16 protein-coding genes and 1 pseudogene are annotated in these 20,905 nt (G+C 71.7%); 8 read left to right on the forward strand and 9 right to left on the reverse strand.

Annotated features, from left to right (window positions below; all coding sequences use genetic code 11):
- Window positions 1-64 precede the first annotated feature (64 nt).
- On the forward strand, window positions 65-3,001 hold the full coding sequence (locus ACFYOB_RS07690; protein ID WP_388555956.1) for an AAA family ATPase: 2,937 nt from the start codon (window positions 65-67) through the stop codon (window positions 2,999-3,001).
- Here ACFYOB_RS07690 and ACFYOB_RS07695 read toward each other — a convergent pair.
- From ACFYOB_RS07695 to ACFYOB_RS07705, 3 genes are all read right to left on the reverse strand, one after another.
- Window positions 2,998-4,527 carry an ATP-binding cassette domain-containing protein gene (locus ACFYOB_RS07695; RefSeq protein WP_388555958.1) on the reverse strand — a complete coding sequence of 510 codons (1,530 nt, stop codon included), beginning with the start codon at window positions 4,525-4,527 and terminating at the stop codon, window positions 2,998-3,000. The two genes, ACFYOB_RS07690 and ACFYOB_RS07695, sit on opposite strands and share 4 nt — an antisense overlap.
- Window positions 4,524-7,214 carry a class III lanthionine synthetase LanKC gene (gene lanKC, locus ACFYOB_RS07700; RefSeq protein ID WP_388555960.1) on the reverse strand — a complete coding sequence of 897 codons (2,691 nt, stop codon included), beginning with the start codon at window positions 7,212-7,214 and terminating at the stop codon, window positions 4,524-4,526. Before lanKC ends, ACFYOB_RS07695 begins: the two co-directional genes overlap by 4 nt.
- A gap of 216 nt (window positions 7,215-7,430) precedes the next feature.
- The gene (locus ACFYOB_RS07705) at window positions 7,431-7,541 is read right to left on the reverse strand and encodes a class III lanthipeptide (protein WP_266539927.1); all 111 of its coding nucleotides are present in this window, start codon (window positions 7,539-7,541) and stop codon (window positions 7,431-7,433) included.
- A gap of 287 nt (window positions 7,542-7,828) precedes the next feature.
- Between ACFYOB_RS07705 and ACFYOB_RS07710 the strand changes: the two genes are divergently transcribed.
- Window positions 7,829-8,695, forward strand: coding sequence for a YhjD/YihY/BrkB family envelope integrity protein (locus ACFYOB_RS07710; protein WP_388555964.1), 867 nt, complete (start codon window positions 7,829-7,831; stop codon window positions 8,693-8,695).
- Window positions 8,696-8,715: 20 nt separating this feature from the next.
- Here the strand turns inward: ACFYOB_RS07710 and ACFYOB_RS07715 are convergent, their stop codons facing one another.
- The gene (locus tag ACFYOB_RS07715) at window positions 8,716-9,990 is read right to left on the reverse strand and encodes a pyroglutamyl peptidase (RefSeq protein ID WP_388555967.1); all 1,275 of its coding nucleotides are present in this window, start codon (window positions 9,988-9,990) and stop codon (window positions 8,716-8,718) included.
- Between the two features lie 150 nt (window positions 9,991-10,140).
- Here ACFYOB_RS07715 and ACFYOB_RS07720 point away from each other — a divergent pair, with 150 nt between their 5' ends.
- Genes ACFYOB_RS07720 through ACFYOB_RS07730 form a run of 3 tightly spaced genes read left to right on the forward strand, consistent with a single transcriptional unit; the run spans window position 10,141 to window position 13,642 of the window.
- The gene (locus ACFYOB_RS07720) at window positions 10,141-11,319 is read left to right on the forward strand and encodes a caspase family protein (RefSeq protein ID WP_388555970.1); all 1,179 of its coding nucleotides are present in this window, start codon (window positions 10,141-10,143) and stop codon (window positions 11,317-11,319) included.
- Window positions 11,316-12,602 (forward strand): hypothetical protein, encoded by a 1,287-nt coding sequence (locus tag ACFYOB_RS07725; RefSeq protein WP_388555973.1) that lies wholly within the window; start codon window positions 11,316-11,318, stop codon window positions 12,600-12,602. Before ACFYOB_RS07720 ends, ACFYOB_RS07725 begins: the two co-directional genes overlap by 4 nt.
- Window positions 12,599-13,642: a ComEC/Rec2 family competence protein gene (locus tag ACFYOB_RS07730; protein WP_388555975.1), complete on the forward strand. Its 1,044-nt coding sequence runs from the start codon at window positions 12,599-12,601 to the stop codon at window positions 13,640-13,642. The genes ACFYOB_RS07725 and ACFYOB_RS07730 overlap by 4 nt, the downstream gene beginning before the upstream one ends.
- Before the next feature lie 6 nt (window positions 13,643-13,648).
- Here the strand turns inward: ACFYOB_RS07730 and ACFYOB_RS07735 are convergent, their stop codons facing one another.
- On the reverse strand, window positions 13,649-14,239 hold the full coding sequence (locus ACFYOB_RS07735; protein ID WP_388555978.1) for an isochorismatase family protein: 591 nt from the start codon (window positions 14,237-14,239) through the stop codon (window positions 13,649-13,651).
- 143 nt (window positions 14,240-14,382) lie between these two features.
- Between ACFYOB_RS07735 and ACFYOB_RS07740 the strand changes: the two genes are divergently transcribed.
- Both ACFYOB_RS07740 and recQ read left to right on the forward strand, forming a co-directional pair.
- Window positions 14,383-15,372 (forward strand): GlxA family transcriptional regulator, encoded by a 990-nt coding sequence (locus ACFYOB_RS07740; RefSeq protein ID WP_388555980.1) that lies wholly within the window; start codon window positions 14,383-14,385, stop codon window positions 15,370-15,372.
- Between the two features lie 242 nt (window positions 15,373-15,614).
- Entirely contained in the window at window positions 15,615-17,645 is a 2,031-nt protein-coding gene (gene recQ / locus ACFYOB_RS07745; RefSeq protein ID WP_388555983.1) for a DNA helicase RecQ, read from the forward strand.
- Window positions 17,646-17,684: 39 nt separating this feature from the next.
- Here recQ and ACFYOB_RS07750 read toward each other — a convergent pair whose 3' ends face one another.
- A complete protein-coding gene (locus ACFYOB_RS07750; protein ID WP_388555986.1) occupies window positions 17,685-18,479 on the reverse strand; it encodes a DUF72 domain-containing protein in 795 nt (264 codons plus the stop codon).
- Between ACFYOB_RS07750 and ACFYOB_RS07755 the strand changes: the two genes are divergently transcribed.
- The gene (locus tag ACFYOB_RS07755; RefSeq protein ID WP_388556763.1) at window positions 18,478-19,011 is read left to right on the forward strand and encodes a DUF6087 family protein; all 534 of its coding nucleotides are present in this window, start codon (window positions 18,478-18,480) and stop codon (window positions 19,009-19,011) included. The two genes, ACFYOB_RS07750 and ACFYOB_RS07755, sit on opposite strands and share 2 nt — an antisense overlap.
- Before the next feature lie 168 nt (window positions 19,012-19,179).
- Here ACFYOB_RS07755 and ACFYOB_RS07760 read toward each other — a convergent pair.
- The 3 genes and pseudogenes from ACFYOB_RS07760 to ACFYOB_RS07770 all read right to left on the reverse strand — a co-directional run.
- Window positions 19,180-19,743 (reverse strand): annotated as a pseudogene (locus tag ACFYOB_RS07760) (hypothetical protein); the annotation flags it as partial.
- Complete coding sequence (locus ACFYOB_RS07765) at window positions 19,740-20,099, reverse strand: hypothetical protein (protein ID WP_388556765.1); 360 nt, start codon at window positions 20,097-20,099, stop codon at window positions 19,740-19,742. The pseudogene ACFYOB_RS07760 and the gene ACFYOB_RS07765, both read right to left, overlap by 4 nt.
- A gap of 329 nt (window positions 20,100-20,428) precedes the next feature.
- Window positions 20,429-20,629 carry a hypothetical protein gene (locus ACFYOB_RS07770; protein WP_388555989.1) on the reverse strand — a complete coding sequence of 67 codons (201 nt, stop codon included), beginning with the start codon at window positions 20,627-20,629 and terminating at the stop codon, window positions 20,429-20,431.
- Window positions 20,630-20,905 lie beyond the last annotated feature (276 nt).

Consider the following 20,905-nt stretch of genomic DNA (forward strand, 5'->3'; position numbering starts at 1 on the left):
CCCTCTCATATCGTCGTTCCCGGCGGCGCCGAGCAAGGCCCGCCGGGGGTAGGGGGATGAGCCGGTGACCGACTTCTGGCCGACCTTGACGGACGACGCGTTCCGCGCCGCGACGGGCCCCGACGGCCGCCATCCGAGGCGGGGGGAACTCATCGGCCGGGAAGCCGAGATGGGGCAGGTGGCGGCAGCGCTGGCCGCCGCCCGGTCGGGGCGGGGCGGAGCCGTCTTCGTCACAGGCGAGCCGGGGGTCGGCAAGACCCGGCTCGCCGCCGAGGCCGTCGTCGACGCTGCCCGGGCGGACATAGTCACCGCTCTGGGGCGGGCGAGCACAGTGGGCTCGCCCGTCCCGTACCGGCCCCTGGTCGAAGCGCTGCTCTCGCTGGCCCGCGCCGGGCTGCTGCCGGAGCCGGACGAACTGGGCCGTTACGGGCCGGTCGTCGCGCACCTGTTGGCCGACACCGGGGACCCTGAAGCCCCCGTGTCACACCTCATCGTCGCCGAAGCGGTGCTGCGCCTGGTCGGCGTGGTCGGACGCCGGCGGGGCTGTCTGCTCGTCCTCGACGACCTGCACGACGCCGACGCCGGGACCCTCGCGGTCGTCGAGTACCTGCTGGACAACATCGGACAGCAGCCCGTCGTGCTCCTGCTCACCGCGGGGCGTGAATCGTGCGTGGCGACCCAGCTGGCCACGCGGGCCCGCCAGCGCGGGGCAGCGGCCATCCTCGACCTGCGCCCCCTCGACGGCCCCGGCGTGCACGACCTGGTCGCGGCCGAACTGGGACTCGCCCCGGCCGAGGTCGGCCCCGAGCTCGTCCACCGCGTGCTGAGCGGCAGCGCCGGAATCCCGTTCGTGGTCAAGGAGCTCGCCCAGGACCTCGTCGGCGGCGGCCGGACGCCGTCCGTCCCTTCCGCCGTCGCGGACAGCGTCAGGCGACGGGCCGAGCAGCTGGGCCCGCCCGGCAGGGAATTCCTTGGCATGGCGGCCCTGTTCGGACAGCGCTTCCCGCTGCCGGTGCTGCAGCACGCGCTCGGCTGTGACCACCAGGACCTGTCCGCGATCCTGCGCGCGGGGGTCGCGTCGTACCTGATCGTGCCGGACGGGTCGAGAGCGCAGTGGTACGCGTTCCGGTACCGGCTGGCGGCGCAGGCCCTGCTGGACGACCTCGGACCGGGTGAGCGCGCCGGGTACGCGACAAGGGCGGCGCGCGCACTGGCCGACCTGCACCCGGGGCTGCCCGGAGCGTGGTGCGCGCACGCCGCCGGGCTGTACGGGCACGCGGGCGACACACCCGAGGCGATCCGCCTGTACTGCGAGGCGGCGGGGCGGGCGATGACCGAGGGCACGGTGGAACGCGCGGTGGCGCTGCTGACCCGGGCACACGGTCTCGTCGAGCCCGGTACCGCACCCGAACTGCACGCCACGGTGCTGGAGCAGCTGCTGGAGGCCGTGACCTGCTCGGCCCGGTTCGACCTGGTACCCGCGCTGGCCGTCGGCCTCGAAGCCCTGGGCGGCGACCACGGCGTACCGGCCCAGCGCCGGGCCGGGCTCCATGCACGGCTGGCCGACGTCGCCACCCTGATGGGGCGGCCGGCCGAGGCCCACCGGCACGTCGACATCGCCCGCTGGCTGCTCGGCGGCCGCCCGGCCCCCGCCCACGCCGCCCTCGTGGACCTGGCCGCCGCGCACGTGGAGCTGAGCCGGTTCGCGCCCGACCGGCTGTCCACCGCCGCCGGGTTCGCCCGCCGGGCGGCGGACGCGGCCGAGCGCGCAGGTCTGCCGGCCGTGGCCTGCAGAGCTCTGCTGGTGCTCGGGGAGCTGGCCTGGGAACGGGACGAGGCGACGGCGACCGCACACTTCACGCGTGCCTGCACGATCGCGCACGCGCGCCGGCTCCCCGTACTGCGCGTGTCCGCCGAGACGTATCTGGCCAGGATCGCGGCGCGGCGCGACGGCCGGCCGGACCGGATCGAGGAGGCCCGGCAGGAGGCCCTGCGGATGGGCGTACCGCCCCTGGCGCAGGAGACCGGCTTCGTCCTCGCGCTGGACCAGATCCAGCGGTGCGAGTTCGAGGCGGCCGGGGAGCGGATCCGTGAGGGCGTGGCCGAGGCGACGCGGCTGAGACTGGGCCGGGCCCTGTCCGCGCTGCGGCTGGCCGACGCGGTGCGCTGCGCGCACCAGGGCCGGCGCGCCGAGATGCAGGAGGCGCTGGACCGGCTGGCCCCGCTCATCGACGCCGCGCCGGGCCTGCGGTCCATGTCGTACGGGCTGGCGCGGGCGTTCTGTTCGTTGCTCGAGGAGAGACCCGACGCCGCCGAGCAGGAGTTCGCGCAGGCCCTCGCGTACGACGCGGAGAATCCGTCGACCGGCGAGTTCGGCAAGCACGGGGTCATCCTGTTGCTGGGCGTGCTGGCCGGTCGCATGGGGCGGCGGCACTACGCGGGCGTCGCGCAGGCCGACGTCGGCGCCACCCGTTGGAACCGCCAGTTCGTCGGCCTGGCCAACGCCGTACTGCTGGGCCGCGAGGGCCGCGCCGGCGAGGCGACGGCCGCCGCGAGCGAGGCGCTGGAGGCGGCCGGGCTCTACCCCATGTCGCGCCACCTGTGTCTGCGCCTGGTCGCGAGGTCTGCGTACGAGGACGGCTGGGGCGCGCCGGTGGACTGGTTGCGCGAGGCGGAGGAGTACTTCCACGGCGCCGGCCTCCAAGCGGTCGTCGGCGCCTGCCGGGCGCTGCTGCGCGGGATGGGCGCGCCGGTCCGGCAACGGCGTACGGGCACGGAGCAGGTGCCGCCGGACCTGCGCCGGTGCGGCATCACCGTCCGTGAGTTCGAGGTGGCCCGGCTGCTCGCCGAGCGGATCGGCAACAAGGACATCGCCGGCCGATTGCACATTTCACCGCGCACCGTCGAGAAGCACGTGGCGAGCCTCCTCCAGAAGACCGGCCATCCCAACCGGACGGCCTTCGCCTCCGCCGCCCGCGACCTGGTCATGCGTCCGGTCTAGGACCTGTCGGAGAGCGCGGGCGTCCCCGCCAAGGCCGCCACCCGGTCGAAGAGGCCGTCGAGTTCCTCGTCGCCGTGGTGCACGACGAGGAGCGCCTTTCCCCCGGTCCGCTCACGCAGGCTGCGGAGCACCAGGTCCCTGCCCTTCTCGTCGAGGTTCGAGAACGGTTCGTCGGCGAGGTACACGTCCGCGTCCTCGCTCAGGAGCGCCGCGACCCCGACCCGCTGGCGCTGGCCGGACGACAGCTCCGAGGGCAGCTGGTCGGCCAGGGCGTCCAGGCCCATCGAAGTGCGCAGCCGCTCGTCGGCGACCAGTTCGCGCACCGGCAGCGGGGGCAGGTTCACGGGAGTGGTCAGGCTCGCCACCCGGGGCGGAAGGACGACCGCACCGGTGTCGGGCGCGAGCGTCCCGGAGATGATGTGCAGGAGCGTGGTCTTTCCGCAGCCGTTGGGACCGCGGAGCAGCACGTGTTCGCCGGCGCGCAGCTCGAAATCGTCGATCGACACCTCGGCGCCGTCGCCGTACGCGACCCGGGCCCCGCGGACCAGCACCAGGGATCCTTCGTCGTGGTACGGCGTCTCCCGCGAGCCGCGCAGGGTCTCGATCCGCTTGAGGACGGCCGAGCTGCGGCGGACCTGCGGGATCATGTTGACGAGGTCGAAGATCCCGGTGACGGCCCGCCACAGCGAGTTCACGAACGCGAGGAAGCTGCCGAAGGACATCCTGCCCGAGAAGACGAAGAAGGCTCCGATGACCATCGACGCCGTGTCCGACAGGTTCATGACCAGGTCGCTGAGGGTTCGCTGCTTCTGCGACAGCCGGTAGTTGACGAAGGTGATGCCGAGGAAACCGCGCAGCGCCTCCCGGTTCGCCGCACGGGTGCCGGGCCGCAGCGACGGCAGACCGCGGAGCGCGTGGAAGGACTCCAGCGTCCGGGTCAGCTTGTTGATGTACCGTGCCTCCGCCTCGCGTTCGGACTCGGTGTTGTCCTCGATCCGCTTGGCCAGCCGGTTGCTCACGAGCACCAGCGGCGGCACGATGACCAGCAGGATGAGGCTGGCCTGCCAGGACAGGTACAGCAGCACGCCGAGGAAGACGACCGAGGCGACCGCCTGCCGGGCGGTGCGGATGCAGACGTCCACGGCCGGCAGGACGCCCTCGGAGACGTCGTTGTGGATGCGGCTGACGTAGGAGGCGTTTCCCGCCTCCGACACCCTTCGGCCGTCCAGGCCGAGCGTGCGGCCCAACAGCTCCGTCTCCAGCACCAGCGTGAACGCGTTCTCGTACCGCTTGCGCCACCAGGACACCCAGTAGCCGGCGAGGTTGAGGGTCAGGCCGAGCATCAGGTAGCAGCCGCCGAGGACGAGGAACCTGCGGAAGTCCGCGGTCAGGATCGCCTGGTCGAACAGGGCCTTGAGGAGCAGCGGGTGCAGCAGGGCTTCGAGCCCGCCCGTGATCGCCTCGGCGGCCACGATCACGACGAACTGGGTCCGGTGACCCCGCAGGGTGCGCCACAGCCGGTTCACCGCGTCGCCTCGTCCAGCAGGAAGTCGGCCGGGCCCCCGTGGTTCACGCGGTGGAGTACCCGCAGCACGCCCGCGGAGCCGGTCAGGTAGTCGGTGGAGCAGCGCAGCAGCCCCTCGCCGGGGACGCCCAGCAGGCTCTGCCCGTCGCGGCGCTCCACCCCGAAGTGTTCGGCGGGTTCGAACAGGAACACCTTCCGGACGAAGTCGAGCTGGCGCAGCGCGGTGTCGCGGTACGAACGGTCGCCGGTGAACCGGGCGGCGTCCAGCAGCGCGTCGGCGACCCCGCTCATGCCGAAGGCGTACCCCGGCAGCACCGAGTGTCCGACGTCCAGCCCGCGCAGGACCGTTCGCGCGGAGTCGATGTCGCCGTAGCGCAGCAGCACCTGCACCACACCGGCGGACCCCACCTCGATGTACGGCTCCATGGTCCCTTCGTGCTCGAACATGACCGGGCTGCCCTCGACAGCGGCGTCCAGCGGCTTGGCATGGGCCATCTCCCAGGCGAGCGCCTCCCGCCCGACCCGCAGGAAGCCTTCCTCCCCCGTGACCTGGTGCGCCCGCAACAGGAACATCGCCACACCGGCCTGTCCGAAGCCGAGGCCCGTCAGGGGTTCCGCCGTAGCGAATTCGTTCAGCCAGTAGGCCCGCCCGCCGTCACGCTGCGCGGAGTCGCACAGCGTACGCGCGCAGTCCCACGCGGCGGCCAGATCGCGCGGGTCCTGGCTGCGCAGGAAGAAGCGCAGATTGGTCATCCCCAGCCCGGCGAGGCCGTAGTAGAAGGTGTAGTCACCGGTCTCGGGCGCGCGCCGGTTGGCGTGTGCCAGCAGTTCCCGGGCCTCGGTGCGCAGCCCGAGCGAGTCGGCCGCCCAGGCGATGCCGGCCAGCCCGCTCATGAGACCGTCCGGGTACCCCGCCACGTCGATGCCGGCCAGCTTCTCGCGCAGCCAGCTCCGCCATTCGGGCCGGATCGGGACACCGGAGGCGTTCAACGACCACAGGACGCCGCTCGCCCCGAATCCGAGGCTCAGCGGGTTGGTGACGTGCGCGAAGGGGTCCACGGGGAAGAGCGTGTCCCGGCCGGTGTCGGCGACGGCGTCGACGAACGCGGCCACCCCGGCCTCGGCCTCCGCCAGCCCGAGCCGCTCCTCCACGACCGGTCGCAGCGGCGGCGCCGCCACCTGCCCGAGCAGCTCCGCCTCGTCGTCCAGGGCTTCGAGCACCTCGTCGAGGGTGATCCGCGCCCCGGCCAGATCGGTGAGCAACCGGTGGATCCGCTCCGGCCAGCCCAGGCCGTCGATGAAGATCCGGTACGTGTCGAGCACGTCCTCGCGCAGGTAGGACATCGCGGCGATCGGGAAGATGAAGTACGCCATGGTGTTCGCCAGGCCGTACAGGTCGCCTTCCGTTCCGAACGCCTTGAAGCGGCTGCGGGACAGGCTGAAACCCGGGGTGAAGAGCTCGACCGGCTTCTCCAGCGGCGCCTCGCCGTCCCCGGCCTCGGCCAGCCGGCACGCCTCCAGGTCGACGATGGTCACCGCGTAGGTGTCGGGGTCGATGAGGAGGTTCGCGGGGGTGAAGTCGCCGAGGATCACCTGGCGCTCGTGGGCGGCCCGGATCGCACGCGCCAGTCCGCGGAAGACCGCGATGAAGATCTTCAGGAACTCCCGGGACTGCTCGATGTCGGTCCCCGGCCGCGCGAGCGGGTTGCGTTCGAGCAGGACCGAGCGGATGTCGGAGCCGTCGATGAACTCCTCGGCTATGTAGTGGTGCTCCCAGTGCTGGAACATGGCGATCGGAGCCGGATACGAGCCGACGCCGGCCAGCCGGTTCAGGAACATCCACTCCCGGGCGAGGATGTCCACGGCGTCGTGGTCCTGGCGCGGGTTGATGTTGGTGTGCGGACGGGCCTCCTTGAGCACCACCGGCCGGTCCTCGTCCGTCGTGTCCTCGGCCTTGTACACCCCGCCGCTGTTGGAGAACTGGAGCGCGCCGGTCACCCGGAAACGACCGCCGAGCAGGCCGTCCTCCTCGGCGTCGTCGGCGGGCTTCCAGTCGGTGAACGGCCACGGAACCCACCAGGGTTGGGCGTACCCGGGGCGCCGGTCGTCTGGGACGGTTCCGTCCGGTCCGAGGATGTGCGGCACCTGCCGGCCCAGGACGTCGACGGTGTGGGTGGGGAGGAACTGGCCGTACCGGAAGTAGAGAGCCTTGTTGTCGCGGTACCGCAGGTCCGACAGGACGTAGGCGCCCTCGGCGCCCTCCAGGACGCGGGCCAGGTCGGCCAGGCACGACCGGAACTCGTCGTCGTCACGCGGGTAGACGGTGACGAGCTTGCCGCCGCTGCCCCGGGACATGGCCTTGGAGTTGAGCATCTCGAAGACGTTGAGGTCGAGTGCGATCTTGAAGTCGATACCGCGCGGCACGAGGTACCCGATCACCGAGGCGGCGACCTCGTGCACGTTGCGCTGACTCGCCGATACGTGGATCTTCCAGCCCTGGGCCGGCAGGTCCGGGTTGTGCCGATGGCTCCACCAGATGCCGCTGCGGACGAATCGCGCCCGCACCCCCTCGTCGAGTCCGGCGAGGAAGTGGTCGGCCCTCGGCTCGTAGGAGACGTCGAGCGGGTCGAAGAACAGCGTGTCGTTCCAGGCGAAGAGGAATCGGTAGACCCATCGTTCGTTGCGCATCTCAGCCTCTGTGTTCGTACGGGGGCCGCGGGCGGCAGCGGCTGGTGGAAACGGCGGGATCCGTGGGGGGGGGGGGGGGGGCCCCGCCCCCGGCACCCCCCCCCGCGGGCCCCGCGGGGGGGGGGGGGCGGGGGGGGCGGGGGGGGGGGGGGGGGGGCGCCGGGGGGGGCCCGGGGGGGGGGGGCGGCCCCCCCCCCCCACGGATCGCCGTCGGGGTTACACCGGCTTGGTGGAGCAGCAGCTGCTGCTGCTGCTCGTCAGGCTGATGACGGCAGCGCTGTTGTTCGTCGCCACGGGCTGCAGGTTCTGGAGCTTGAGAACGCTCATCTGGGTCACCTCCTCGGAGGGCAAGTGGAGTCGGGATCCGTACCGGCCGATCGGCATGCCCGAGTCAACGCCATGCACCTGACACGCACATGAGAGTTCGTCCCCCATAATTCGCGCGTGCCGCCCCCAGGCGAGGGCCGGCCCGGGCGGGCGCGAATGGTGGTGGTCGCCGTGGGGGTCCGCTGTCGCGCATCCTGCGGAAATGCCGGATATTGTCCGCTCCCTCATCCTTCTCATGGAGAGGCAGCCGCAGCCGGCGGGCGCCGCTCCCGGAAGGAGCCGCCACCGTGCCCGGACCGCATGCCCCCCGGCGCCGGTTCGTCGTGCCGGGCTGGATGCGCAGGTACACACCGCTCCTGGGCCGGACCCTCGAACAGCTCACGGCCGTCAACGTGCTGGACTGCGCCACCCGGATGGCGGCACAGGCCTTCCTCGGCGCGATCCCCGCCATCTTCGTCATCGGCGCGATCGCGCCCGACTGGGTGCAGCAGCAGCTGGTCTCGACGATCAGTACGACCTTGGGCCTGACGGACCCTGCGCTGGACGAGGTGCGCAAGGTGTACGACGCCGGCAGCACCACGGCCGTCGCGAGCACCGGAGCCGTGGGCGTCGTGGTGACGCTGCTGTCCGCCACCGCGTGCAGCCGCGCCCTGCAGAAGACGTGCGAGCGGTGCTGGCACCTGCCCAAGGCCGGAGCCCGGCTCGCCGCCTGGCGGTGGGTGGCCTGGCTCGTCGTCTGGCTGACGGCCCTGATCTTCCAGGGACCGGTCCAGGACGCCTTCGGCGCCGGCCGTACCCTCGGCGCCGCCATCGCGCTGGTCAGCGGCACGCTGCTGTGGTGGTGGACCCAGCACCTGCTGCTCGGTGCCAGGGTGCCGTGGCTGCCGCTGCTGCCCGGCGCGATCCTCGTCGCCGTCGGAGGGCAGGTGATCACCTGGGGTTCGCGGTACTACATCCCCCGTGCCGTGGACCACAGCCTGGAGCAGTTCGGCGGCCTCGGGCTGGTCTTCGTCCTGCTGTCGTGGCTGATCGGGTTCTTCGTCGTCGTCACGGTCGCCATGGCCGTGGGATACGTACTGGCCCACGAGCCGCTCCCGGCGCGCTGGCTGGGAGCTCCCGCCACCGGGCCCGAGGGGGCGGGCGACCGACGGTGACCCGGCGGGGGAGCGTGCCTTCAGGGGCGGACGGCGGCGTGTTCGAGGACCTCGCGGACCTCCGAGACGATGGCGCTCTCGTTGTGTTCGAACTCGGGGCCGGTCAAGGCCTGCGGATCCGCAGGCAGGCCGGTGAGCACGGGGGTGTGCAGATGGCCGCCCGGCAGCAGCGGGGCGAGCTCACCGCGTAGCCGGTTGGAGCGGTAGGCGACCTCGTTGGACAGGTAGCCGCCTCCGCCGCCCGCCACGGCCCGCGAACCGGGGGTCGGGCCGTCCTCCCGGTCGACCGGCGCCGTCCCGTCGGCCGGTATCTCGGTGACGGCGGAGTTCAGCAGCACCGGGTACGGCGTCTGGACGGCGCCCGTCACCGCGTCCGCGGGGAGGGTGGTGCGGATGAACTCAGGTCCCGCGCCGAGGCCCGGGGCGGTCACCGGATGCGTACGGGTGCCACCGGAGAGGGCGCCGGTGTTGTCGGGGTAGGGATCCGCGGACCGGGACCGGCCCGCCCACGCCTCCAGGGTGAAGATGCCCGGATAGCCCTGGCTGACGGTGGTGATGAGGTCCGCCGATCCAGGGGCGCCGGGCGTCAGGCGCGGGGTGAACGCCCGCTCCACGATGCCCGCGTCGAAGTCGGCGTACCGCACGGGGAGGACCACCGCGCGGATCTCGGCCGTACTGCCGTCGGCGAGGGTCACACGCCTGCCGTTGAGCTGGAGGGCGGCCGAGCCGGACGGGTTGGCGCGGCGGATCTCGGCGTCGAGCCCGAACGGGTCGAAGCCGCTGATGAAGACGCGCCGCACGCCGGACGGGCTGGTGAAGCCGTTGTCCGCGAGGCCGCGGGAGGCGTCCTCGAAGCGGGCGCGCAGCGCGGGGCGGTCGACGGCGAATCCCGGTTCCCAGCGGGCGAGCGAGGCGGTCATGGCCAGCCGCGCCCAGTACAGCGGCCGGTCGTCGCCGGTCGCGAGATCGCCCCCCGGCCGCCGGCCCTGGGCCCGCCGTACGGAGGCCTGCCACAGGGCCTCGCCCCACTCGTCGAGCAGCCGGGCGGCCTCGGCGGGCCCCCGGGCGGAGCACAGCGCGGCGGGGAAGCGCCGCACGAAGCTCGCGAGCCCGGCACGCTCGACGAGCGCCGAGGTCCGGGGATCGGCGAGCCGTGCCTGTTCGGGGTCGAGGGGGGTGGCGGCGGAGGTGGAGCAGGAGACGTCGTCAGCCGCCTGCGCGGGGGCGGCGATTGCGGGTGGAAGGAACGTGGCGATGAGGACCGCGGCCGTCGCGGCACGGCGTAAGAGGATCATGCGATGTGACATTACATAGGCTCTGTCCGCCCCACCAGGCGCCTTTTGCCCATGCGGCTTCCGAGGGACATGCGTCTTATTTCTTCCTATAATGGGATCAAAGCCTCCTCATCTCCTCATCGTTCTGCCGGTGCGTCACGCGGAGGTTCCATGGCCGGTTTCACCGTCCACCTGGACGAGCACGCGGGGCCCGCGTCCACGCACGCGCTGGTCATCGGGGTCGGGGCGTACGAGCACCTGGACGGCGGCCCGTCTCCGACGGACCACCCGGGCGCGGTCGGGATGCGGCAGCTGTCCTCGCCACCCCGGTCGGCGCGCGCCTTCGCCACCTGGATGATCGACGAGTACCACGACAAGGGCAGACCGCTGGGGAGCCTGGCACTCCTGCTGAGCGAAGCGGCTCCCGCCCCCTTCGTCCACCCGAAGACACAGGGCGAGCACGGCGTGGAAGCGGCGACCATCGACAACATCGTGGCCGCCGTCACGGAGTGGAAGGACCGGGGCGACCAGGACGAGGCCCGGCTGGTCTTCTACTTCTGCGGCCACGGTGTCTCGCTGGGGGTCGACACGTCCCTTCTGGCGGCGGACGTGTTCGCCGACCGCAACAGCCCGCTGAACGGTGCACTGCACTTCGAGGCCCTGACGAGAGGACTCAACAACTGCCGGGCCGGCCAGCAGGTCTTCTTCGTCGACGCCTGCCGGGAGGGCTCCGACGCGCTCGTCCGCCAGGTGGGCACCGATTCCCTCGGGCGGGTCCCGGTCGCCGGAAACGTACGCCCCGACGGGTTCGTGCCACGGGAGCACGCCGTCATCTACGCGACGCTGCACGGTGCGGAGGCCGTCGCACGCGCCGGCGGCGTCAGCCTGTTCACCGACGCGCTGCTGCGGAGCTTCGACGGCGCGGGAAGCGAGAACACCGAGGACAGTGTGTGGCGGGTGACCACCGCCACCCTGCTGCACGCGACCGTCCGTTTCATGAGGGAGCCCTCGTTCGCGGGGTCCCTCGTGGGGGCCTCCGTACCGGTCGGCAAGGAGTCGTTCGACTTCGACTTCCACGAACTACGCGGCGACCCGGTCGTCCCGGTGTACATCGGCTGCAAGGACCCCACGGACAACGCGCGCGCCGAATTCATCTGCCGCCACCCCGAGCAGGCGGAACGGCGGCGCCCGCCGCCCGCGCCCGGCGAAGAACCCGACCTCGGGGAGTGGGCCCTGTTCCTGCCGTTCGGGCGGTACGAGGTCGAGGCCGTCCTCGGTCCCGAGGACGTACGCAGCGAGGAACTCGACGCCCGCCCACCGCTGTTCCGCATCGGACTGGCCAGGCCATGAGCACCGCCCTCGCCGTCAGGCTCTTCCTCTCGTCCGCGGGGGAGTCCAACGAGGCGGTGATCGTCGGTGACATCCACTCCGCCGATCTCACGGGCGAGTCCCGGCGCAACATCCTGATCCCCTGCGGGAGTTCGCCCCGGCCCGCGTCGTACCCGGTCACGCCCGGGCGCTACGTCGTGTCTGCGGCCCTGCCGTCCGGGCTGGTGCTGACGGAGAACGCCGAGGCGGTGGAGGGCCAGGAGACACCGGTGGACTTCGTCATGACGGACTCGCCGTACGAGACGCACTCCTGGCAGTACCTCATGGGCAACATCGAGCCGGACAGCGTTTACCACAGCCCGGCCGAGGTCCCGCTCGCCGAGTCGGTCGCCTCACGGTCCATCGTCGCCGCCGCCGGGCCGGACGGCGGCGCCCCCGAGGCGGCCGTCGACCTGACCGCGCTCGTCACCTGGATCGCCGACGCCGCGCCGACGAGCTGTTCCTTCGCGTCGATGCTCGCGCTGGGGCGGGGCGGGCCAGGGCCGTCGGCTGCCCGGCTGATCGCCCGCGGCGAGCCCCGCGTCCTGCCGGCGCCCGACATCCGCGGGGAAGCGGTGTCACCGCTCTACCGCTTCGGTCCGGACGGGCCCGTCGGCGAACCCGGCGAACCCGTCGGTGAGCGGCAGTTCCTGGTCGTGGAGACCGCCGGATCCGTACGGCTGGTCACCCTCCCCCTGCCCTGGGGCACCACCGAGGTCGAGGTCCTGGTCAATCTGCGGCAGAGTCCGACCGGCAGCGCCGTCGCCGTGGCCGTCCGCGACCCGGCGGTCGGCGCGGGGCTCGCGTACATGGCCCAGGGCGCCCTGGACATGGCGGCCCGGCTCTTCACCGATGTCGAGGCGATGCTGTACTCCAAGTCCCAGAACCCGCTCGGTGCGGCAGCCGGGGTCTACGTCCTCATCGGCACCGACCACTCGACGGGCGCGACGTACTGGGACCCGTGGCTGGACCGGCTGGCCGACTCCTTCCCCTGGATCAGCGACGGGGCGATCCTGCGGGCGGTCCGGCTGCTGCGCCGGGGCTCGCCGGACAGGGAGCGGGCGCGGAACGGGCTGATCGAGGCCTTCGACCGCGGCATCCCCTTCTACACGCTCGGGCTCGCGTGGCTCGTCGAGGGGCTCTCCGCCTTCCCCGAGGACCCCGAGTGCGTACGCCGCCTCGACGAGGCGCGCCGGCTGTCCTGGCTGGCCGACATGCGCGAGCCGTTCCTGATTCTCGACCTGAGGCAAGGGAGTACTCGATGATCCGGCTCAGGATGCTGCCCGCGGAGGACGGCGACTGCCTGCTCCTCGAATACGGCAATGACGAGTTCGCCCGGCGGATCCTCTTCGACGGCGGACGGCACGGCACCTACGGGCGGATCAAACCACTGCTCGCCGGGCTGGACGGCGGCAGGATCGACGTACTCGTGGTGACACACGTCGACCAGGACCACATCCTCGGTGTGCTGGCGATGCTCGACGACCTCGAACGGCCGGTGGAGCTCGGCGACGTGTGGTTCAACGGCTTCGATCATCTCCACGACCGCGAGGTGCTCGGCGCGGTGGACGGAGAACAGCTCACCACTGCGCTCATGACCCAGCACCTGCCCTGGAACAAGGCCTTCGAGGGCCGCAGCATCGAGGTGGGCCATCCGCTGTCCTGGTTCGACGACGGATCCACGATGGAGGTGCTGGCGCCGGACCGCCGGCTGCTGGAGTCGCTCATCACGACGTGGAAGACCAAGTGCGAGGAGGCCGGTCTGATCCCGGGGGTGGACCCCAAGGAGAGGGAGCCGGTGGCCGGCGTCGAACACTTCGGCCCGATCGACGTCGACAAGCTGGCCGCCACACCGTTCAACCGGGACGGCTCCCCGACGAACCCCACCAGCATCGGCCTGCTGTTCGAGTTCGAGGGCACCCGCATCGTCTTCACCGGCGACGCGGACGACCCCCGCCTGGTGGCCTCGCTCCGGCCGCGCGCCGAGGCCGAGGGCGGGCGGCTGCGGATCGACGCCCTGAAGGTCGCCCACCACGGCAGCGCCAGGAACCTCTCGAACGACCTCCTCGGCCTCCTCGACTGCGGCCGCTACCTGATCTCCACCAACGGAAAGGTCCACGGCCACCCGGACGACGTCGCCATCGCCCGGATCCTCAAGCACGGCGGGGAGACGAAGGACCTCTTCTTCAACTACCGCGAGCGGGCCGCGAACTGGGACCTCGCCGGTCTGAAGGAGGAGTTCGGATACCGCGTGCTGGCCCCCGCGCCGGCCGACGAGGACGGTTTCCTCACCGTGGACTTCTGACCGTGCTCAGCTCAGGGAGGACGCGGACGGGACGATGACCCCGTAGAGATCGGCGATCGTCGCGAGCGCACCGTGGTGGATCTGTTCGGCGGACAGGTCGGCAAGTGCCGTCTGCAGGGGCCGGGTCGCACAGGCGTCGGCGACCACCGTGGGCCGGTTGCCGCGCAGGAACGCGCCTTCCACCGTGAAGGTCACGCACATGTTGGTCATGAACCCGGCGACAATGACGTTCTCGTTGCCGGCGGCGTCGACGTGCTCACCCAGGTCGGTGTCGACGAAGGCGTTGGGAACCGCCTTGACGACGACGGGTTCGCCCTCGACGGGAGCCACGTCGGAGTGGATCCGGCCGATCTCGCTCCGGATGTCGTACGGCGTTCCGGCGCCGCCGTCGTTCACGACGTGGATGACCTTCGTGCCGGCCTCCCGGGCCCTGGCCAGCAACGCGGCGGCGGAGTCCAGGGCCGGCCGCCACCCCGTCAACTCCATCACCCCGCGGGTGTAGGTGTTCTGGTAGTCGACCAGGATCAGCGTCGCATCGGTGAGCGATGCCGGAGTCTGGTCGAAGCCGCTGAGCTCACGCAGGGTTGTCGTAGCCATGTGAAATACCCCTCCACGGGCGTCGTATCGAAAGGCCGCGCCATCACGCGGTGGCTGCGTATGGAACGCTACGACCCGCCAGATGTGTCGGCAATGTCATCCAACTTGCAGATACGGACATACGGACATCGCCCGGAGGACACTTGAGCACCGTCAAACGACTCGTCGTCGTCATCCTCTTCGATGGTGTCGACCTGCTGGACGTCACCGGCCCACCGGAGGTCTTCGCCCTGCTGCAACGCGAGGTGGACGACGCCACGGGCTACGAGGTCGTCCTCGCGGCCGAGACCCTGGACCCCGTCACCACCTCGGCCGGGGTGCGCGTGCTCCCCGACATCACCTTCGAGGAGGTGTCCCGCAGGAGCATCGACACCCTCCTGGTGCCCGGCGCGGTGGAGGTCGACGACCGTCGGCGCGTACACGCCGTCACCGATGCCGCAGTGGTCGACCGGGTGAGGACGCTCGCCGGCACAGCACGGCGCGTCGCATCCGTCTGCGTCGGAGCGCACATTCTCGCCGCCGCCGGGTTGCTGGACGGCAGGCGCGCCACGACCCACTGGTCGACGGCGCAGCAACTCGCCGCCGACCACCCCGAGGTCGAGGTCGACGCCGATCCGATCTTCATCCGCGACCACGACGTGTGGACCGGCGCGGGCATCAGCGCCTGCCTCGACCTGTCCCTCGCGCTCGTCGCCGAGGACTTCGGCGAGGCCATCGCCCTTCGCGTCGCCCGGCAGCTCGTGATGTACCTCAAGCGGCCCAGCGGGCAGAGCCAGTTCAGCGTCCCGCTCGAACCCGTCTCGACGACGCGACGCATCGAGGACCTCCGCCACCACATCACGCGGAACATCGCCGAGCCGCTCACCGTCGCCGATCTCGCAGGGCAAGCCCATGTGAGCGAACGGCAGCTCACGCGGATCTTCAAGACCGAACTCGGCATGACCCCGGCCGCCTACATCGAATCGGCCCGCGTCGAAGTGGCGCGCAACCAACTCGAATCCACCGATGCCACCCTGGACCGCATCGCGTCCGCCTGCGGCTTCAACACGACCGACACCCTCATCCGCGCGTTCCGCCGGAAGCTCGACACGACACCGACCGAATACCGCAACCGCTTCCGGACTCCCGTCTAGCTCAGGGGGGCGGGGCGAGGAGGGAGCCGAAGGCGGCGGGAAGGGATCGCCACGTCTGCGGGAAGGATCTCCACGTCTGCGGGAGGGATCTCCGCGCCTCCGGTCCCGACGTGTCCCGCGCGTGCGACGCCAGTGCCGCCCGGGTGCGCGGCCGGGACGGCGGCCCCGGTAGGACGTGGGCCTTGTCCACAGGTTCTGGCGGCCGGGACGGAGGTGTCGGCGGGTGCCGTTAGGCTTCGTGAATGGCCCTTCCGGACGCTTCCCCCGAGATCTCCGACGCTTTGCAGACGCTCCACCGCGTCTTCGGCTACAGCTCCTTCCGCGGCGAGCAGCAGGAGATCATCGAGCAGGTCGTCGGTGGCGGCGACGCCCTCGTGCTGATGCCGACCGGCGGTGGCAAGTCGCTCTGCTACCAGATCCCGGCGCTCGTCAGAGAAGGCACGGGCGTCGTGATCTCGCCGCTCATCGCGCTGATGCAGGACCAGGTGGACGCGCTCACCGCTCTCGGGGTGCGGGCCGGATTCCTCAATTCGACGCAGGACCCGTACGAGCGGCAGGCCGTCGAGCAGGCATTCCTCGCCGACGAGCTGGACCTGCTCTACCTGGCTCCCGAGCGGCTGCGCACCGAGGGCACACAGCGGCTGCTCGACCGGGGCAAGGTGGCGCTCTTCGCGATCGACGAGGCGCACTGTGTCGCCCAGTGGGGTCACGACTTCCGGCCCGACTACCTCGCGCTGTCCATGCTGCACGAGCGCTGGCCGAAGGTGCCGCGGATCGCGCTGACCGCGACGGCCACCGAGGCCACCCACGCCGAGATCGCGGCGCGGCTCGGTCTGGAGGACGCCCGGCACTTCGTCGCCGGCTTCGACCGGCCGAACATCCAGTACCGCATCGTCGCGAAGGACAACCCGCTCAAGCAGCTGCTGGAGCTGCTCCGGACCGAGCACGACGGGGACGCCGGAGTCGTCTACTGCCTCTCGCGGTCCTCGGTGGAGAAGACGGCGGCCTTCCTGGTGGAGCAGGGCATCGACGCCGTGCCGTACCACGCGGGGATGGACGCCCGCGTGCGTGCGGCGAACCAGGCGCGCTTCCTGCGGGAGGACGGGGTCGTGGTGGTGGCCACGATCGCCTTCGGCATGGGCATCGACAAGCCGGACGTACGCTTCGTGGCCCACCTCGACCTGCCGAAGTCGGTCGAGGGCTACTACCAGGAGACCGGTCGGGCCGGCCGCGACGGCGAGCCCGCCACGGCGTGGCTGGCGTACGGCCTGCAGGACGTGGTCCAGCAGCGCAAGCTCATCGACGGTTCCGAGGGCGACGAGGCGCACCGCCGCTCACTGGCCGCGCACCTGGACGCCATGCTGGCGCTGTGCGAGACGGTCAACTGCCGCCGGATGCGGCTGCTGGAGTACTTCGGCCAGTCGGGCGCGCCGTGCGGCAACTGCGACACCTGTCTGACCCCGGCCGAGACCTGGGACGGCACGGTCGCGGCACAGAAGCTGCTGTCGACGGTGTGGCGGCTGGCGAAGGAGCGGCGCCAGAAGTTCGGCGCCGGCCAGATCATCGACATCCTGCAGGGCAAGAAGACGGCCAAGGTCATCCAGTTCGACCACGACGCGCTCTCGGTGTTCGGCGTCGGATCGGATCTGGGCACTGCGGAGTGGCGGGGAGTCGTCCGGCAGCTGCTGGCGCTGGGGCTGCTGGCGGTGGAGGGCGACTACGGGACGCTCGTGCTGACGGACAGCAGCGGCGAGGTGCTGGGCGGGCGCCGCAGCGTCCCGATGCGGAAGGAGAGGGCGGCCGTCGCCCCGCCGCGTAAGGCGTCCGGGTCGCGCTCCGGGAAGGGCGCCCGCGTGCCCGTCGACCTGCCGGCGGCTGCCGTACCGGTCTTCGAGGCCCTCCGCGCCTGGCGGGCGGCCACGGCGCGCGAGCAGGGCGTACCGGCGTACGTCGTCTTCCACGACGCGACGCTGCGGGAGATCGCGACGCGGCTCCCGGCCACGGTCGAGGAGCTGGGCACGATCGGCGGCGTCGGCGAGGCGAAGCTCACCAAGTACGCCGAGGGCGTGCTCGACACCCTGGCGGAGCGCGACGCCTCCGGGGCCGACCCCGCTGCCACCGCCCCCGCGGTCCCGGCCGAGTCCGTCCCGCCGCCCTCCGCCGGCCCGGCCCTCGCGGCGCCCGTCCCGGTGGCGCAGCCCGCGGCGCCGTATGCCGAGGAGCCGCCGTTCGACCTGGACGAGATGGACCCGCCCTGGGACGACTGGCAGTAGCCGGTCGAGCGCGGCCGGCCCGGCGGCCGCGGGTCTCGGCTACGTCGGGCGCGCCGTCGGGGACGGAGGTGGGGACGGCGGCGTACGGCTCACCGTCCTGCCCATCGCGGCCGCCGTCCGGGCGAACTTCACGGCATCGACGACGGCCGCACCACCGAGGTCGTTGTTGAAGTACACGTACACATCCGCCTCGTCCGGCCATGCCTCGGAGATACGCACGGCCCAGGACTTCAAGGCCTGCCGGCCGTAGTGCGGCGGCGGCTCGGCGATGCCGCCGTGGAACCGGACGTACCCCCATGACGTGGTCCGCCACAGCGGCGTCACCGGGCGGGACCACCTGTCCGCCCAGCACAGCGCGCTGCCGTGCCGCTCCAGCACCGCCCGCAGCTCCCGCTCCGCCTCCCACCACGAGGCGTGGCGCAGTTCGACGGCCACCCGAACCGTGCCGGGAAAGTAGCTGAGGCACGCGTCCAGCGCCCCGACGTCCTCCCGGAAATTGGGTGGCAGCTGCAGCAGGACGGGCCCCAACCGGTCGCCGAGGCCTGCGGCGTGTTCCATCAGCCGGTGCACCGGCTCCTCGGGGTCGTGCAGCCGCTTCAGATGGGTCAGGTAGCGGCTGGCCTTGACCGCCATGACGAACCCCTCCGGTGTCCGCTCCCGCCAGGACCCGAAGACCTCCGTCGTGGGAAGCCGGTAGAAGGCGTTGTTGTTCTCGACGGTGGCGAAGTGCCGGGCGTACTCTTCCAGCCACAGTCGCTGCGGCTGCTCGGGCGGGTAGAGGACGCCGCGCCAGTCCTTGTACTGCCACCCCGAGGTTCCGACGAGCATGGGCATGCTCCGATCCCTGCCCGCAGGGCCCACGCTCCTCGCCGACCCGTCGGCGGATTCCCCCGTCCAGTTGCAGCGCGCCGCCGATCCGGCGATCAGTTTGCCCTTGGACGGTCACTGTTTCTTACGATCCGCGCGTCGCCAGGGCCGCAGTGATCCGGGCTCACAGCACGGGTCCCCGTGGCAGCGCCGACGGCCGCCGCCGGGCGCGCGGCCGCGAGATGCCTTCGCCCGGAACGGCCTGAGAACATCGCGCCACGGCCAAGCACCGCCGAGCCGGACCACCCGACCAACCCTCCCGCGCATCGACGCCGCCGACCCGCTCGCGCGGTACGACAAGCGACGCCGGCCGCCGAGGGACATCTACCGGCGCCACCGCCCCGTGCACGGCGGCGCCAACCACCTCCGCCCCGACGAGCCTCGCGTCCTGGAGCAGTGGGACGGCTTCACCTACGAAGTGATCGGTACTACTCCCGATCTCGTGGCGGCGCGGGAATGGGTGAACGAGATAGCGCTCGGCGACGACCTCGCCGCGTAGCTTCGCCGCGGCTCATCGGGGGAGCGGGCTCGTGGCGAGAAGACGGCGGAGCTGAGGTCAGAGCTGCGCTGCCGCCGGTGATCTTGTGGCACGATCATGCCCCTTACGGCTCGCCCAGCGCGTCGGGCCTCTTCGTCCTGGCCTCGTTTTTCGTGCAGGCGCTGGGTCGAGGTCGCCCGCCCAGTGCCGGGCCCAGTCGCGCAGCTCGGCCGTTCCGTCCTCGGTGAGGCCGTAGGCGGCGAATTCGTCGTCGGCCCAGTCCGCGCCGACGAGGCGGTCGCGGAGATCGTGGAGACGGAACTCGTCGCGACCGTGCCGCCTGCCGAGGCGCTCCAGCTCGGTGATGGTGCGGTGGTGAGAGGCCGCGCGCACGTCGATGAGGCCGCGGACGGCGCCGCGGTCGGCCAGGGCGCGGACGAGGACGGGCCCGTACTCGGTTTGCGCAGTCGTCGTCCAGAAGTGTTCCTTGAGGACGTCCACCTCGCACTCCTCGCCGGTGTCGGGGTCGGCGGCCATCAGGCGGGCCGACAGGGCGTCCACGTCGATCACGCGCACTCGCCAGCCCCGCGCAGCCAGGCCCGCCTCCCGGGTGGCGACGTAGAGGTCCTGGCTCAGGCGCTCGACGAGGCCGTGGGCCTGGACGGCGTACCCGCCGGTGATCACGAGGGGGTACGGGGTGCCGACGTCGATGACGGCGGCCAGGAGCCGCCGGTGCCGGTCGCTCAGCCTCACGCCGCGGCGGACCCCGCGGTCGCCAGCTCGGGGAAGGCTTCCTCCCACACCTGACGGACGTGCCTACTGACCATGGTGCGCAGGACGGGCCACTGTGCCAGGAGGAGGTCGCGGTTCCGTAGGGTCACAAGGTCTTCGTGCTGCCCCTCTGCCAGGACGGTGCGGTACAGGCCCATGCGCAAGCGCGGGCGGTCCAGGTCGTAGGCGCGCAGGCCGGGCCACGCCACGTGCAGCGGCAGCTCGACCACACCCTGCGCCGGACCTGCGAGTTTCTCCAGCGAGGCGGGCAGCCGGCCCGCGTACCGGGCGTGCGGCACCTCGGCCGCCGAAGGCTCCGCGCTGCTGGAGGAGAACATGACCACGGACCCGATTTTCCCGCGTCCCGCCCGTCCCCGGTACCGCAGACGCGGCACACCGCCCCGTCGGTTACAACGCGAGTCCCGTCCGTGGCTTATCCGGCCTACGCCCGGCAGCGACATCTCCGGACGCCCGTCTGACATCGTGGGGCTTTGGTGTGGACACCGACCCTGTCCGCGAGAACAGCGCGAAGCAAAACGCTCTCCCAGCCGCCGCGGTCCGGGCTGTCGAAGTCCGGATCCGCGCTCTCCAGCAGCCGGCCGACACCTTGGCCCACCTGCCAAGGCCTTGGGGGACATCGGTACCGAGATACGGAACTCCTCTTCGGTCACCGACAGGTAGTAGTCCTCCAGGGCAGGGGGATGCCTCGTTCGGCGGCGAGGTCGCCGCTCTGGAACCGGGTGACGCCCCGGATCTCGGCTCTGCCCTGGTCCAGAACCTGGAGCGTGCCGCCCAGGAGTTTCACGGGCTCTGTTAGTTCACCGACGCGCTGGCTCTGAACGGTGACCTCGGCTCCGAGACGGGCCAAGTCGTCGATCGGGTCTCCGCCACCGCAGCACCTTCTTCGCGACCAGATCGACGGGGAACTCTTCGGTCGTGACCACGGTGACCTCGTCGGCCTGGGTGTCGGCAGCCCGTCGTCCAGCATCAGCACGTCAGGCTTGCGGGCGGCCGTGAGCCGCGGGGCGGAGCCGCCGTCCGAGGCGTCCTCGGCCTCGATTTTCCCGCGCCTGGAGATTGATCACCCCTTCGTTACGGGCACGGTAGGGAGCCGTCAGGGCGCGAGCATTCCGTGCCCTGACGG

It is taken from the genome of Streptomyces sp. NPDC006463 (genome assembly GCF_042870715.1).
GTDB lineage: Bacteria > Actinomycetota > Actinomycetes > Streptomycetales > Streptomycetaceae > Streptomyces.

What these genes read in the sequence shown, in the direction of transcription:
- ACFYOB_RS07735 (WP_388555978.1), bottom strand. Translation starts at nt 14,239, where the DNA reads ATGGCTACGACAACCCTGCGTGAGCTCAGCGGCTTCGACCAGACTCCG.
- lanKC (WP_388555960.1), bottom strand. Translation starts at nt 7,214, where the DNA reads ATGCGCAACGAACGATGGGTCTACCGATTCCTCTTCGCCTGGAACGAC.
- recQ (WP_388555983.1), top strand. Translation starts at nt 15,615, where the DNA reads ATGGCCCTTCCGGACGCTTCCCCCGAGATCTCCGACGCTTTGCAGACG.
- ACFYOB_RS07725 (WP_388555973.1), top strand. Translation starts at nt 11,316, where the DNA reads ATGAGCACCGCCCTCGCCGTCAGGCTCTTCCTCTCGTCCGCGGGGGAG.
- ACFYOB_RS07765 (WP_388556765.1), bottom strand. Translation starts at nt 20,099, where the DNA reads ATGTTCTCCTCCAGCAGCGCGGAGCCTTCGGCGGCCGAGGTGCCGCAC.
- ACFYOB_RS07720 (WP_388555970.1), top strand. Translation starts at nt 10,141, where the DNA reads ATGGCCGGTTTCACCGTCCACCTGGACGAGCACGCGGGGCCCGCGTCC.
- ACFYOB_RS07755 (WP_388556763.1), top strand. Translation starts at nt 18,478, where the DNA reads ATGCTCCGATCCCTGCCCGCAGGGCCCACGCTCCTCGCCGACCCGTCG.
- ACFYOB_RS07705 (WP_266539927.1), bottom strand. Translation starts at nt 7,541, where the DNA reads ATGAGCGTTCTCAAGCTCCAGAACCTGCAGCCCGTGGCGACGAACAAC.
- ACFYOB_RS07730 (WP_388555975.1), top strand. Translation starts at nt 12,599, where the DNA reads ATGATCCGGCTCAGGATGCTGCCCGCGGAGGACGGCGACTGCCTGCTC.
- ACFYOB_RS07715 (WP_388555967.1), bottom strand. Translation starts at nt 9,990, where the DNA reads ATGATCCTCTTACGCCGTGCCGCGACGGCCGCGGTCCTCATCGCCACG.
- ACFYOB_RS07750 (WP_388555986.1), bottom strand. Translation starts at nt 18,479, where the DNA reads ATGCCCATGCTCGTCGGAACCTCGGGGTGGCAGTACAAGGACTGGCGC.